This is a genomic window from Flavobacterium akiainvivens, from assembly GCF_001278115.1.
Lineage (GTDB): Bacteria > Bacteroidota > Bacteroidia > Flavobacteriales > Flavobacteriaceae > Flavobacterium > Flavobacterium akiainvivens.
Genome location: NZ_LIYD01000005.1, coordinates 3,238,518 through 3,252,186, shown reverse-complemented (window position 1 = coordinate 3,252,186; position 13,669 = coordinate 3,238,518). Strand labels below are relative to the sequence as shown.

General features: G+C 44.0%; 16 protein-coding genes. 6 read left to right on the top strand and 10 right to left on the bottom strand.

Translation table 11 applies throughout. The features are described from left to right. From AM279_RS14690 to AM279_RS14650, 8 genes are all read right to left on the bottom strand, one after another. Entirely contained in the window at positions 1-201 is a 201-nt protein-coding gene (locus AM279_RS14690; RefSeq protein WP_054408787.1) for a helix-turn-helix transcriptional regulator, read from the bottom strand. Next, positions 191-682, bottom strand: a complete 492-nt coding sequence (locus AM279_RS14685) for a hypothetical protein (protein ID WP_143090443.1) — start codon at positions 680-682, stop codon at positions 191-193. The genes AM279_RS14690 and AM279_RS14685 overlap by 11 nt, the downstream gene beginning before the upstream one ends. Positions 683-833: 151 nt before the next feature. Further along, complete coding sequence (trhO, locus tag AM279_RS14680) at positions 834-2,186, bottom strand: oxygen-dependent tRNA uridine(34) hydroxylase TrhO (RefSeq protein WP_054408785.1); 1,353 nt, start codon at positions 2,184-2,186, stop codon at positions 834-836. Between the two features lie 398 nt (positions 2,187-2,584). Continuing rightward, the gene (locus AM279_RS14670) at positions 2,585-2,986 is read right to left on the bottom strand and encodes a type II toxin-antitoxin system VapC family toxin (RefSeq protein ID WP_074961686.1); all 402 of its coding nucleotides are present in this window, start codon (positions 2,984-2,986) and stop codon (positions 2,585-2,587) included. Then, positions 2,983-3,228 (bottom strand): hypothetical protein, encoded by a 246-nt coding sequence (locus AM279_RS14665; RefSeq protein ID WP_054408783.1) that lies wholly within the window; start codon positions 3,226-3,228, stop codon positions 2,983-2,985. Before AM279_RS14665 ends, AM279_RS14670 begins: the two co-directional genes overlap by 4 nt. Before the next feature lie 128 nt (positions 3,229-3,356). After that, positions 3,357-3,965, bottom strand: a complete 609-nt coding sequence (locus tag AM279_RS14660) for an ankyrin repeat domain-containing protein (protein WP_054408782.1) — start codon at positions 3,963-3,965, stop codon at positions 3,357-3,359. 283 nt (positions 3,966-4,248) lie between these two features. Continuing rightward, on the bottom strand, positions 4,249-4,557 hold the full coding sequence (locus tag AM279_RS14655) for a GIY-YIG nuclease family protein (protein ID WP_054408781.1): 309 nt from the start codon (positions 4,555-4,557) through the stop codon (positions 4,249-4,251). A gap of 385 nt (positions 4,558-4,942) precedes the next feature. Continuing rightward, a complete protein-coding gene (locus tag AM279_RS14650) occupies positions 4,943-5,656 on the bottom strand; it encodes a hypothetical protein (RefSeq protein WP_054408780.1) in 714 nt (237 codons plus the stop codon). A 115-nt stretch (positions 5,657-5,771) separates the two neighbouring features. Here AM279_RS14650 and AM279_RS14645 point away from each other — a divergent pair, with 115 nt between their 5' ends. The 6 genes from AM279_RS14645 (at position 5,772) to AM279_RS14620 (ending at position 12,397) form a co-directional block, all read left to right on the top strand. Beyond that, the gene (locus AM279_RS14645; RefSeq protein WP_054408779.1) at positions 5,772-6,548 is read left to right on the top strand and encodes a glycerophosphodiester phosphodiesterase; all 777 of its coding nucleotides are present in this window, start codon (positions 5,772-5,774) and stop codon (positions 6,546-6,548) included. Between the two features lie 531 nt (positions 6,549-7,079). Continuing rightward, the gene (locus tag AM279_RS14640) at positions 7,080-8,114 is read left to right on the top strand and encodes an IS110 family RNA-guided transposase (protein ID WP_054408778.1); all 1,035 of its coding nucleotides are present in this window, start codon (positions 7,080-7,082) and stop codon (positions 8,112-8,114) included. Between the two features lie 372 nt (positions 8,115-8,486). Beyond that, positions 8,487-9,491: a recombinase RecA gene (recA, locus tag AM279_RS14635; protein WP_054408777.1), complete on the top strand. Its 1,005-nt coding sequence runs from the start codon at positions 8,487-8,489 to the stop codon at positions 9,489-9,491. Positions 9,492-9,663: 172 nt separating this feature from the next. Continuing rightward, positions 9,664-10,104, top strand: coding sequence for a hypothetical protein (locus AM279_RS14630; RefSeq protein WP_054408776.1), 441 nt, complete (start codon positions 9,664-9,666; stop codon positions 10,102-10,104). A 20-nt stretch (positions 10,105-10,124) separates the two neighbouring features. Further along, positions 10,125-10,667, top strand: coding sequence for an RNA polymerase sigma factor (locus AM279_RS14625; RefSeq protein WP_054408775.1), 543 nt, complete (start codon positions 10,125-10,127; stop codon positions 10,665-10,667). Then, entirely contained in the window at positions 10,664-12,397 is a 1,734-nt protein-coding gene (locus AM279_RS14620; protein ID WP_054408774.1) for a relaxase family protein, read from the top strand. The genes AM279_RS14625 and AM279_RS14620 overlap by 4 nt, the downstream gene beginning before the upstream one ends. Positions 12,398-12,465: 68 nt before the next feature. On the opposite strand, the gene AM279_RS14615 is transcribed toward AM279_RS14620, so the two are convergent. Together AM279_RS14615 and AM279_RS14610 are read right to left on the bottom strand one after the other, a co-directional pair. Beyond that, on the bottom strand, positions 12,466-12,912 hold the full coding sequence (locus tag AM279_RS14615; protein ID WP_054408773.1) for an HAD domain-containing protein: 447 nt from the start codon (positions 12,910-12,912) through the stop codon (positions 12,466-12,468). Between the two features lie 3 nt (positions 12,913-12,915). Next, on the bottom strand, positions 12,916-13,659 hold the full coding sequence (locus tag AM279_RS14610) for a lysophospholipid acyltransferase family protein (RefSeq protein WP_054408772.1): 744 nt from the start codon (positions 13,657-13,659) through the stop codon (positions 12,916-12,918). Between the last annotated feature and the right edge of the window lie 10 nt (positions 13,660-13,669).

The following is a 13,669-nucleotide window of genomic DNA, read 5'->3' as shown; positions in this document are numbered from 1 at the left end:
TTAATCGCCTTCTTCAAGTTCAAAAATCTCATTTACCGGTTTGCCAAAAAGTTCCGACAGCTTAAGTGCCAGCACCGTAGACGGCACATACTTAGCGGCTTCCATGGCATTAATAGTCTGGCGGCTTACGCCAATGCGCTCGGCCAGTTCCTGCTGCGTAAGGTCGTGTATGGCGCGCTGTACTTTTATGTTATTCTTCATTTGGGGCAAATTTAGTAAAGCGATACATATTAATCCTGAGGAGGATGATAAAGATAACCAGTTGCATTACCATGGCAATTATCATTACATTATAGAATATGCTGCCATAAATAAACAGGTAGCCCAAAAGCAGGAGGGTGTAGCTGGCAATAGTGGCCGACACCAAGCTCTTTAGGCGAATGGATGCAACCATCTCATCTTCAAACTTCTCCCTCGAAAAACCAAAGATAATACCTGATATAATGAGTAGTGAAACCCCAATCTCATCGGTAATGGAATCTTGTATCCAGGTAAAATATACCAAGCCATTGAACAGGTCTGCGCCCTGGCCGTCGCTTACAAAGGCAAATACCCGTGTATTGAGCTCAAGGGCCTCGCTATCAAGCACAAACATCTTAAGTATCATTAAGATACAGGAAAGGATAAATACAACACAGCTAACCCATTTTAGCCGGTACGGAAATAAATAGCTCGTTTTCATTTGATTGATGATTTAAATTTCAACGAATGTAAAACAAGTTTTTCATAAAGTAAAATATATTTTACATTTTGTAATAAATATTTTCCAAATCAGAACTCCCATAAACTAAAAAATCCCGCCGAAGCGGGATCTTAAATATCGTTAACCGGTTTTATTCCAGCACTTTATACAACTTATCAGACAACCTGATACGGAACGGTACGTTAAACGTAACCTTGTCGCCCGCTTTGGCAACATCGCCTTCTTTACCATTTATACGCATGGCACCAAGGGTAAGTTGCTGGTCGCCAGTGCTTGGACCTGAAATCAGGATACGGTCGCCGGTTTTAAGCTCGCCCTGTTCAATAGTAAACTGGCCTATTTCGGCTTTCGGATAGTAATGTTCACCCTTGCCAATCAACGTTTTACGTATGCGGTTGCGCGCGCCTTTAGGCTTTGGAGCAAAGGCAAGGGCCGTGTCGCTCAGCTCGCCCGATTGCTTAAAGGCCAGGTTATCGCTCTTGCCCTTGCGGAAAATCATGTTACCTTTGTTGATGCCTTTACGCAAATTACGCTGCTCATCTTCAGGAAGTTGAACAATTTCAAAACACTCGGCAGAGCAGGTATTTGCCATACTTGCCTTACACTCATCACACTGAATAAACAGCAGGTGGCAGGCCTCATTGGCACAGTTGGTATGGTTATCGCACGGCTTGCCGCACTGGTGGCACTGGGCCAAAATATCATCGGTAATGCGTTCGCCAAGGCGGGCGTCGAATACAAAGTTTTTGCCAATAAACTTGCTTTCAAGGCCTTCCGCCTTAACCTGGCGGGTATATTCTATAATGCCGCCCTCCAGCTGGTATACGTTTTTAAAGCCCTTGTGCTTAAAAAAGGCACTGGCCTTCTCACAGCGGATGCCGCCCGTGCAGTACATCAGCAGGTTTTTATCTTCCTTATGGTCAGACAGTTGCCCTTCAATAATGGGTAGCGATTCCCTAAAGGTTTCAACATCAGGCGTAATAGCATTGCGGAAGTGCCCAATCTCGCTCTCGTAGTGGTTACGGAAGTCAACCACAATGGTGTTGGGGTCTTCCAACATGGCATTGAAGTCCTTGGCACCCAGGTGTATACCCTTGTTTGTAACGTCAAAAGTGGCATCGTCAAGGCCATCGGCCACAATCTTGTGGCGCACCTTAATGGTAAGCTTCAGGAACGACAGGTCGTCGTGCTCAACGGCCACATTAAGGCGGATATCCTTCAAAAACGGGATTGTATCAAGCTGATCCTTAAAGGCATAGAAGTTATCTGCCGGTAACGACAGCTGGGCGTTAATACCCTCGGTAGCCACATAAATACGGCCCAGGACTTCCAGGCGGTTCCAGGCTACAAAAAGGGTGTCGCGAAAAGCTTTTGGGTCTTCAATGTGTGCGTAGGCATAGAAAGACAGCGTAAGGCGCTGTTTGCCAGACTCCTCTATAAGGGCGGCCCTTTCGTCTGCGCTTAAAGTGTTAAACAGTTGCATGCTATTACAGTTTAAGTGAGAAATTAAAATATGTCAACGGCCCCTATTGGCGGAACCGGCCGCAAAGGTATAAAAAAGGGTTTAATTTTTCACTTTCTGCTCAAAAACAGGTGTTTTGCACTCCATTTTAACACCTACACGATTTTAAACGACCATTCACGACCAAATACACGCTCTTTTTTACAGAAAACACGCCTTTTTGGCTTAATTCTTCACAATTGGAGTTTGAGTTACGCTAAAAAAGCAAAAACCGGCGGGAAAGGGTGTATATGGAGTGAAATATTAACTTTAGTCGAAAGTCAAAAGTCTAAGGTCATAAAGTCGGGTTGGATGTCTAAAGTCCGAAGTTGAAAAAATGGCGGGGTGGGGTTTGCCATCCTAAGCCTGTCGAAGCACAATCAACCGTTAACCCAATCTTCCAGTTCAATATTTTTAATCTGCTTAAAATGTTTGGTGTTGTTTGTAACCATAACAAGATTGTGGGTTACGGAAGTTACACCAATAAGCAGGTCAAAATCATCTATGGGAGTACCCGCGCGTTGCAGCCGTGCTTTTTCGTCGGCAAACAAATCGAGCGAATGAAAAATAGGCAACACCTGTACCCCTGTCAAAAAGTTGTTGAGGGCTTTGCGGTTCTTATCAGGGCTGTCGCTTTTGGCAACGCCAAATTTAAGTTCGGCAAGGGTAATTTCAGAAATGTAGCAATCTTCTGCCGAAAGGGTATCAAACTGTTTGTCAAGGTTGTGTTTGCCCTTCATGTAAAAAATGGCAATATTGGTATCTATCAGGTACTTTTTCAAAAGTCTTCAATTTGGCGGGTAGACACCCTGCTGCTCCTGATTTCCTCAATAATTTCCTCGGCAGATTTATCTGATTCAAAAGCGCCAAAGGCTTTTTTAAACGAACCCTTCTTCTTTTTAAGGTCAGACTTAACCGAATTGGATAGCCTTGAAATAAGATCGAGCTTAGCCGAGGCACTAAGGTTGTCCAGCAGCCCAAGGTAGCCCTCTATAATCCCTGTATTTATTTCTGATGCTTTCATAATGACAAATATAGCAAATGTTTTGATGTGTTTTACAGGTATGAATAAGCATTTCCTTCCCTCGGAGGGGTGCCCGCAGGGCGGGGTGGGTTTTTGTCATGCTGAGCCTGTCGAAGCACAATCAACCGTTAACCCAAAAGGTTATACTTCCCGAAATCATAATTGTCAATAAAGTACAACAGCTTATTTTCATCCCCCTCGGGTTTGTTAACATCGGCACCGGCATCAAGCAACGCTTTAAAAACCCGGCGGGCCTGATGTAGCGTTTGGCTTCCAGTGTCAAAATTAGGGTGGTCTATCATTTGGCGTGCATCAAGAAAAGCCCTTAACAGGCAATTGTTGCCATAACTGTCAACGCCATTTGGGTCGGCACCCTTATTCAGCATGAGCTGCAGGGTGGCAAAGCCCCGCTCAAAAGCAGCGGTATCTTTGCGCATGGTTTGCACCTGAAACAGCACCGCCTTAATACAGTCGTGCAGCACCGGCGTGTTCCAGGCATTTACTGCCGAAACATCCATAAAGTTTACATCGGCACCATGGTGTATCAGGATTTCGGCAATACTAAAATCACCTATTTTAAACGCCACCTGTAGCGGCGACTGCCCATCGTCTTTTTTAGGCGGGGCTTTTGCCGTGGCGTTTACCAGTGCCGGCTGTGCCGCAAGCAGGTTGGTTACGGCTTTGCTATCGTTGTGCCTTATGGCCAAGAAAAGTGTTTTAATGTCTTTTGCTGTCATAACCACTAATATACCAACCCTTGCGCAGTATTGTGCTTTATGATGTGTTAATTTTGAACCTTTACGAGGTATTAAGCGGCATGAGTAAGCATTCCCCTCCCCCGGAGGGGTGCCCGTAGGGCGGGGTGGGTTTTAGGCGCAGTTTGTCATTCCGAATGGAGCTTGCGGAGTTGAGGAATCTCTAAACAATACGCTGTGTCACTCCAAGAATATTGTGCTTTATGATCTATCGATTTGAGGGCACTGTGTCATTCCGAACGAAGCCTGCGGAGTTGAGGAATCTCTAAATACTATCATTCAAAAATTTCCACTCGGGGTTAAACCCCTTAATCAAAGCCTCCTTTTTATCCCTGCGCCATTTCTTCAACTGCGTTTCGCGGTCAATAGCAACATTCACATCATCATAGTGCTCATAATACACCAGGTACTTACACTTGTATTTTGCCGTGAAAGCTTTAGAATGCGGTTCAGGGTTTTGATGGTAATACAACCGTTCCTTAAGGTCGTTGGTTATGCCTATGTACAAAACCGTCTTGGCCTTATTGGTCAGCATATAAACATAGTAATTGTGGGTGCCGAATGTTTTGTACATTTTATTTGAGGATTTAGGGTCTTGTCATGTTGAGCGCAGCTTGCGGAGTCGAAACATCTCTTGTAGATTCTCCTTACTTTTTTAGAGATTCCTCAACTCCGCAAGCTCCGTTCGACCCCGAGGATATAGCCGGACTGGCGAAGCAATGAGAAACGGCACTCTTAAATCTGCGGTCTTGTCATGTTGAGCACAGCGCAGCGGAGTCGAAACATCTCTGGTTAGATTTCCTTTACTTTCTTAGAGATTCCTCAACTCCGCAAGCTCCGTTCGGAATGACAAACAGCACTCTATAACCGGTAATCTGTCATGCTGAGCGGAGCTTGCGGAGTCGAAGTAACTCATTCATTAAGTCTTAAGAGTTTTTAATATCTCACTGTGCAAATAATTATGTTATAATATCAAATAGTTCAGTTTTAATACTGTCATCCAATCCCTCATAATCGTGCTTGTCTACTATAACAATTTCTTGTGGAAACCCTTTAATATTTTTCGCTGCTAATTTTAGATAGTTAAGCTTTTCAAGTTGTTTACTTTTAATATTCAATCTGCCGGATATTGAAATCCCTATCTCTCTACAATAACTTTGTAATCTGCTCGCTAGGTTAATGCTATAACCTATATACTCTTCTTTGTTCGAATTTGAATATGTCAAGCGATAAACACTTCCTGCTGAGACGCCAAAACGTATGTTTTTAGGTAGATCTAAAATAGGAATGTCCTCTGACGCTTCACTCACAATCATTTGAAAATTACTTTTAAGCATCCATAATCTATTAACTAAATGAATTTTTTTAGTTTCAGTGAATTCAGTGTAATCAAATATATACAATCCGCCATCGCCTAAAAACTTAGAATGTATAGGTTTGGCAATTTCCTCCATTTCTACTTGCTTATCTTTACTATTCAAAGCCCAACTTGCCTGACCTCCTAAAAAACATTTTTCAACATTTGAAAGAACAAGATTCAAGAATTTAGGCACATACTCATGTACATCCGGCTGACTAAAAAATTTAGAAAATCCCTCTAAGTCAAATAATACAACTATTGCCTGCTTAGGATAAGATGCTGTTGGCTTAAATAAGCCTATTGTAGTTTTCATAATTGTTCTTCTACTATTGTCCTCCCCAAATTTAACAAAATTCCCCTCACCCCTACATCCTCAATTTAAAATCCACTTAACACACCCTTTTAAAATTCTCCCGACCTTTGCACCCATGAAAAAACTACTCTTATCCTTAAGCCTTAGCCTGTTGCTTAGCGTTACCGCACTGGCGCAATTCAACAAAAACATAGTAATAGCCCACCGCGGCGCGTGGAAAACCACCCACCTGCCCGAAAACTCTATAGCCTCACTAAACCACGCCATAGCCCTGGGCTGCCACGCCACCGAGTTTGACGTACACATGACGGCCGACAGCATACTGGTAGTAAACCACGACCACGAGTTTTACGGCCTCGACATAGAAAAAAGCACCTACGCCCAGCTATTGGAAAAAAAACACCCCAACGGAGAGGCCATCCCCACGCTGGAGGCCTACCTGCGCGAGGGCATGAAACAAAAGAAAACCAAGCTTATTGTAGAGGTAAAAACCAGCCAAATCAGTGAGGCACACGCACTGACGGTAGCTGAAAAAGCCCATGCCATAGTAACGCAGCTCAAGGCCGAAAAGTGGGTAGAGTATATCTGCTTCAGCTGGGAAGTAGGCAAGCGCCTGCACCAGCTGGACAAAAAAGCCAAAATTGCCTACCTGGAGGGCGACAAAACCCCTGCCGAGGCCAAGGCCGCAGGCTACACCGGGCTCGACTACCATTTTAGTGTATATAGCAAAAACCCAACGTGGATTGCAGAGGCGCACAAACTCGGCCTGACCGTTAACGCCTGGACGGTTAATACCCGCGCCGATATGCAAACCCTTATAAACCATGACGTAGAATACATTACCACAAACGAACCCGAACTACTGTTTGAAGTTCTAAAAGAAAAGGAGTAAAGCACTATTGTTTTTTTAAACACAAAGACACCACGAACACAAAGAAAAAACGTTGAGCCCTAAAAATCAGGCAAACTAAACACTTCTAAAAACTTTGTGGCCTCCGTGCCTTTGTGTTTTAAAATAATTCTCCACTAAGCTTTGTGTAAACCTCACAACCCTGAAGGGGTCGCGCACATTAGCCGGGGGCAACGCCCTCGGGTATGGAATTGAGAAATCTCAAACTTAGTGGCCTTAGTGAAAACCTTTGTGTCCTTGGTGTCAAAAAAACTGAACACTTCTAAAAACTTTGTGGCCTCTGTGCCCTTTAGTTTGCAAAGTGGATTGATTAATAGTATTCCGAAGTATATTTATTGTTATTAATCATTCCACAAGAAACAGGGTGAATCAATTTGTGTCAAAGGATTCCGAGGCCTATACGAAGATTACGTACCCTGTTTCTTAGAGAGCAAGATCATAATAGAAATTTAGGTTAACGACCTATTATCAAGGACTTAGATAACACTCTCTTTGTGGAATAAAATATTCAATATGAAACAAAAGTACGTAATTGGAATTGATGTTTCCAAATCTAAACTGGACATTGCCATTTTAAACAATCAGCTGGAATTACTCCAGGAGAGGGTAATTCTAAACAACAGGAAAAGTATTAGAGCTTTTATAAAAGCAGTATTAAATACTTACAGGATAACCAGGGGAGAAGTGTTAGTATGTTGTGAAAACACAGGGATTTACAACAGGCCTTTAGAAGTTGTTTGTTCCGAATTGGATGTGCCCTTATGGGTTGAACATGCCCTTAAAATCAAATGGGCCACAACGGATATGAGAGGGAAAGACGATCGTAAAGATGCGTTGCGGATTGCCCAATATGCCATCCGATATAATGATAAGCTTATTCCTTACCGTGAGGCCACAGAAGTTATTAAACAACTTGGTGTCTTAAACAAAGTACGTGAAGCTATGCTGGGACAAAAAACAGCTTTAGAGAACCGCCTGAAAGAAGCTAAGACGCATGATGCTTTTGAATATCAAATACTCTCCAAATCCTTTAAACAGGTATTAAATGCTTTGGTTAAATCTATAAAACAAACAGAGGAAAAGATAGAACAGTTAATTGCAAATGATCCTGAAATAAGCCAGACCAAGGCACTCATAACCACCATACCGGGTATAGGGCCACAATGTGCTGTGAATTTAATAATTGCAACAAATAACTTCACATCCTTCCAGAGCGCCAGGCATCTTGCCTGTTACGCGGGAGTGGTGCCTTTTAAAAATCAATCCGGTACTATAGTAAAAAAGGAACGAGTATCAAAAATGGCCAATAAGAATATTAAAAAACTACTGCACTTGGCTGCAATGGCATCAATAAGGTTCGATGAAGAAATCAAAGAATACTATCAACGTAAAGTATCAGAAGGAAAAAATAAAATGAGTGTATTAAACGCCGTTCGAAATAAACTTGTTCACAGAATAATGTCGGTAGTAAACAGAAAACAAGCCTACCTGTCAAAAAATGAATACCGCTCTCAAAAAACATTGGACTTTACTTGTTTGATAACATAGAAATCTTGGTGTTTAAAAATAATTCTCCACTAAGCTTTGTGTAAACCTCCCGACCCTGAAGCGGTCGCGCGCATTAGCCAGGGGCAACGCCCTCGGGTATGAGTTGAGAAACCTCAAACTTTGTGGCCTTGGTGAAAACCTTTGTGGACTTAGTGTAAAAAAAACTAAACGTACCCCCGACCCTGAAGGGGTCGCGCGCATTAGCCGGGGGCAACGCCCTCGGATATAATACACATTCGGGTATAATACGCGCAACGTGTACCATGAAAAAGGATATATTGTACCTTTGTTTCGCATACGCTAAAAAAAATACACGCAAAGTTGCTGTATTAGAAAAAAGTCGTATATTTACATCAAAATTTACATATACACATGAGTGGAGAAAAAGAAGCCAAACTAAAGGCACTGCAGCTCACGCTGGATAAACTGGACAAAGCATACGGCAAAGGTACCGTAATGAAAATGGGCGACCAGGCCGTTGAAGAGGTAGAAGCCATACCATCGGGCTCGCTGGGTGTAGACCTTGCACTGGGCGTAAACGGCTACCCGCGCGGCAGGATAATAGAAATATACGGCCCTGAATCGTCTGGTAAAACCACGCTAACCCTGCACGCCATTGCCGAGGCCCAAAAAGCCGGTGGCATTGCAGCCTTTATAGATGCTGAGCACGCTTTTGACCGCCATTATGCCGAAAAACTGGGTGTAGACATAGAAAACCTTATCATATCGCAGCCCGATAACGGCGAGCAGGCCCTTGAAATTGCCGAAAACCTTATCCGCTCAGGCGCTATAGATATTGTGGTGATCGACTCGGTTGCGGCACTTACGCCAAAAAGCGAAATTGAAGGCGAAATGGGCGACTCTAAAATGGGCCTCCACGCACGCCTTATGAGCCAGGCACTGCGTAAACTTACCGCTACCATAAGCAAAACAAATTGTACCGTATTCTTTATCAACCAGCTGCGCGAAAAAATTGGCGTTATGTTTGGTAACCCGGAGACTACAACGGGTGGTAACGCCCTTAAGTTTTATGCATCAGTAAGGCTTGATATACGCAAATCGTCTCAAATTAAAGATGGCGACAATGTAATAGGCAACCGTACCAAGGTTAAGATTGTTAAAAACAAAGTAGCGCCACCGTTTAAAACCGCCGAGTTTGACATTATGTATGGCGAAGGCGTGAGCAAAACAGGCGAAATACTTGACCTTGCCGTAGACTTTGAAATCATCAAGAAATCAGGTTCATGGTTTAGCTATGGCGATACCAAACTGGGCCAGGGCCGCGATGCTGTTAAACAGCTTATTAAAGACAACCCTGAACTGGCCGATGAGCTGGAATTAAAAATAAAAGAAGCAATTAAAGAAAGCAGCAATTAATTAAACCTGCCTATACTTTTTTTGATTGAATCTGAAAAGTGTAAATAACAGCTAAAAACCTACAAGCCCGAATGTTTCGGGCTTTTTTTGTACCTTAAACGCAACCTTTGCCATAGTTTTGCATCTAATTCACAAGGAAATAATGAGAAAGATTTTACCATACACGGTTTTTATGAAGAAAATAATAGTTATGGCGGCCGCTTTTGTTGCGTTGGTTTCATGCTCAGCAGATAACGATGTGCATGAGTTTCAACTTGATTTTGTGCCTGTTGTGGCAGTAGAAGCGCCCGAATTTGTTACGCCAGGGCTTACATCTGAGTTTAAATTATACTACAAGCGCCCTAACGACTGCTACTACATTAACGGTTTTGACTATGAGGCAGCAGGCAATGTGCGCACCGTTGCAGTACAGGCCATTGTGCTTCAGGATTCTGACTGCGTGTCGATGGAAACAGCTGCAGCCGAAAGCATTATAATGCCGTTTCAGTGTCCGCCAAACTACAGCCAGGAAAGCTATGTCTTTAGGTTTTATGGTAACCCTGACGGCACTATGAACGGCGCGCCAAACGGCGAATCGTCTTACATACAGATAGAAGTGCCTGTAGCACAGTAATAATACCTAAATGAAAACCGTTGGGGTTAGATCAGCTCATAAAGGATTGTCAGCAAAACAGCATCAAGGCACAGGAACAGCTTTACCGCCTCCTCGCGCCCAAGCTGTTTGCAGTATGCCTTAAATATTCGCGCAACCGCGAAGACGCCGAAGACAACCTGCAAGACGGTTTTTTGCTGTTATTCAGCAAAATAGGCCAGTTTAAGTTTCAGGGTTCGTTTGAAGGCTGGGCCAAGCGCGTTATGGTAAACCATGTGCTGCAAAAATACCGCACAAAAGGTATATTTGAAATTGTGAGCGAAAACATGCCCGAAGAGGCAGAGGTGGAAATAGAAACCGAAGACGTGCCCATGGATTTCCTGGTGCAAATAATACAGGAACTGCCAGACAGGTACCGCATGGTGTTTAGCCTTTATGTAATAGACGGCTATTCGCACAAGGAAATTGCCGATATGATGGGCATTACAGACGGTACCAGCAAAAGCAACCTGGCACGCGCCCGCATGATATTAAAAGAGAAAATAGAAGCCCGCCAGCAGGGCAAAAGCATAAACGCAAAATGAGCGAAAAGAAAAATATAGACCGTCTTTTCCAGGAAAAGTTTAAAGACTTTGAGGCTACCCCGCCGGAGTTTGTGTGGGATAACCTTGAAGAAATCCTGCAGGAAAAGAAAAAACGCCGCGTTATACCACTGTGGTGGCGCGTGGGGGGCATTGCCGCCGCACTGGTAGTGGGCATGCTGTTCCTGTATCCGTTCTTTACCGGCATACAAGGTGATAACGATCCCGGTACAGGTGTGGTATATGACGGCCATCCCAATACCGGCAACACAAACCCAGATGCAGCGCTTCCGCGTGACGGGCAGCTACAGCCCAACCGCAGCGTAAAAAGCCAGGGGCCGGCAGCCGGTCAAAATGCCGTGGCCACAGCGCCAAACAAAGTGGTAAACAGCGAGAATTCTAAATCTCAAATTCCAAATAATAACGGCTCTAAATTCCAAAAATCAAATAGCAAATTACAAACCGCCCAAGGGCGTGAAGAATATGCCAATAGCGTAAAAGGCACCGGTAAAAATGCTAAACAGGGCAATAAAAAACATAACAACCAAAAAGCCGCAACCCACAACACGCAACAGGAGTATGCCGGTAACCGTAATCGTGAATCAGGAAAACAAAACGGTAAAAACGACAATAACAACGCCTTTACACCACAACCTGAGCTGGCTGCCCTAAACAAAAGCCAAAAAACAAATGCTCAGGACAGCCAAAAGCCTGATACAACCCAACAGGTGGCACAATCTAACGGGCGTGAAGGTAACAATGCAAACCGTCAGCCTGTACTTCAAGAAGCACAGCAACAGGGTGTAGTGCAAAATCAAAAAGAGAACCAGGCCACACAGCCTGCAACTAACCCGCAATTGCTAACCACCCCTGAGCAGCCGCTTGCCGACCTGCAACCTTCAACCGAAAATACCAATGACAGCCTTCAGGAGCCCGAAAACGAACTGGAAAAACTTCAGCGCAAGCTTCAGGAAGAAAAAGAAGGACTGGCAGATAACACCAAACCGGGCGACACCAATAAGTGGAATGTAAAGCCGCAAATGGGGCCGCTGTTGTACAGCTCGCTGTCTAACGGTTCGCCAATAGACGGGCAGTTTGCAAACAGCAGCAAAAGCTTTGATAACCAAATGAGCTATGGCGTGGGGGTTAACTATGCCGTTAGTAATAAACTGCGCATACGTTCGGGCGTTAACACCGTTAACCTGAGCTATGCCACACAGGATATACAGTTTTATGCATCGCTAAACCAGGGCACTAACAACGTGGCCCGCACCAGCGCTGCCAATATTGTGGTAGAAAACACCGGCAACAGGCCTATAATACCTACCAATTCACTGGCAAATTCAGATGCCCTGCCCAAAGAAACCTTTAACGGCAGTATGGTACAAAGCACCGGCTATATAGAGGTTCCGGTAGAAATGGAGTATGCCCTGCTCAACAAAAAATTTGGCATTAATGTAATAGGAGGTTTCAGCACCCTGTTCTTAAACGACAACATAGTAAGCGTAGTGAGCGACCAGGGCCTGAGCACTAATGTGGGCGAGGCGCAAAACCTCAACAATGTATCATTCAGTACCAACCTGGGCATAGGGTTTAAATACAGGTTCTTCAAGCAGTTTGAAGCCAGCTTTGAGCCCACCTTTAAATACCAGGTAAACACATATACCCGCGATTCGGGTAACTTCAGGCCTTATTTTATAGGCCTGTACACCGGCATCAGTTTTAGTTTTTAGGCTTTGTTGGTTAAGCCTTAAGTTAAGGTAAAAGCGCTCCTGTAAGGGGCGTTTTTATTTTTTGGGTGCTATTGTTTTGCCAGGAACTGTTCTGCTAAATCCGCGGTTAACCCAAGAGAGCCACTTGTAAGCAGCAGCCTTGCCTTTTGGTTTTCAGGAAGCCCATTAAGGGATTTATCGTCGTCTATAAGTATAAAATCAGGAACCTGTACTGTGTTGTTAAGCCAATGCAGTATTTCTTCTTTCCGGGTTTTCGCATCTTTTAATTGAGGCAATATCTCTATTGATAATGCATTAATGCCCCTGAGTTTAAATATGGCATGCCACTCGTCAATACTATAACTAAACCTGTGAGAGGTTATCAGCATAATACCGGCATTAGTAGTATCTATAATTTTTTGAAGTGCCTCAACAGCTCCCGGCGCAAACACAGGGAAACCATCGTTTAAAAACTCAGGCTGCCTCCATGCTTGTGCAGGTACCATTACGCCGTCTATGTCTAATAAAATTATCATTTTTTATTCGACACCATACTCCTCAAGCTGCCCCAAAATCACCTCCCTTACCTTATCTTTAAGTTCCTTTTTATCATCCTGGGTAAGCCCGGCGGTAGGTATAAAACGGTGCACTTTGGCGCGCATAATACCAGGGCTCCCGCTAAAAAAAGTAAAGCTGAAACGCCTTTTATTATCGGGGAACGTAATGGGCACAATGGGTATCTGGTGGTCTATGGCCAGGCGGAAAGCGCCGTCTTTAAATTCGTCAAGTAAAATAGTCTCGTCTTCAGGTACGCCCCCTTCAGGGAAAATGCACACGCTAAGCCCCAGCTTCAGGCGTTTTTGTGCCTGCTCAAACACCTCAAAGCGGCTGCGCGAGCTACTGCGGTCTACCAGTATAGAGCTTCTTCTGTAAAAAAACCCGAATATGGGAATCTTTGCCAGTTCCTTCTTCCCCACAAATACAAACGGGTTTTTGGTTATGGCCAGCATCAGCATAATGTCGGTCATACTCGTGTGGTTGGCTACCAGCATATAGCTTTTGCCCTTTTGCAGCTCCTGTTCGCGCACTACCCGATAGTAAAAACCCATGCCATAGAGTATGAATTTAGCCCAAAAACGGGCCAGCTTAAAGAATAGCGGATAGGTTTTGTCCCAGCTAAGGGTAAGGATAAGCAGCGGCGAAAGCGCTATAATGGGCACTCCCATTAAAATGTAAAACCAAATGCGCCACAGCGCCCACAAAATGTACTTAAGGGCTTTCATATAATCCAAA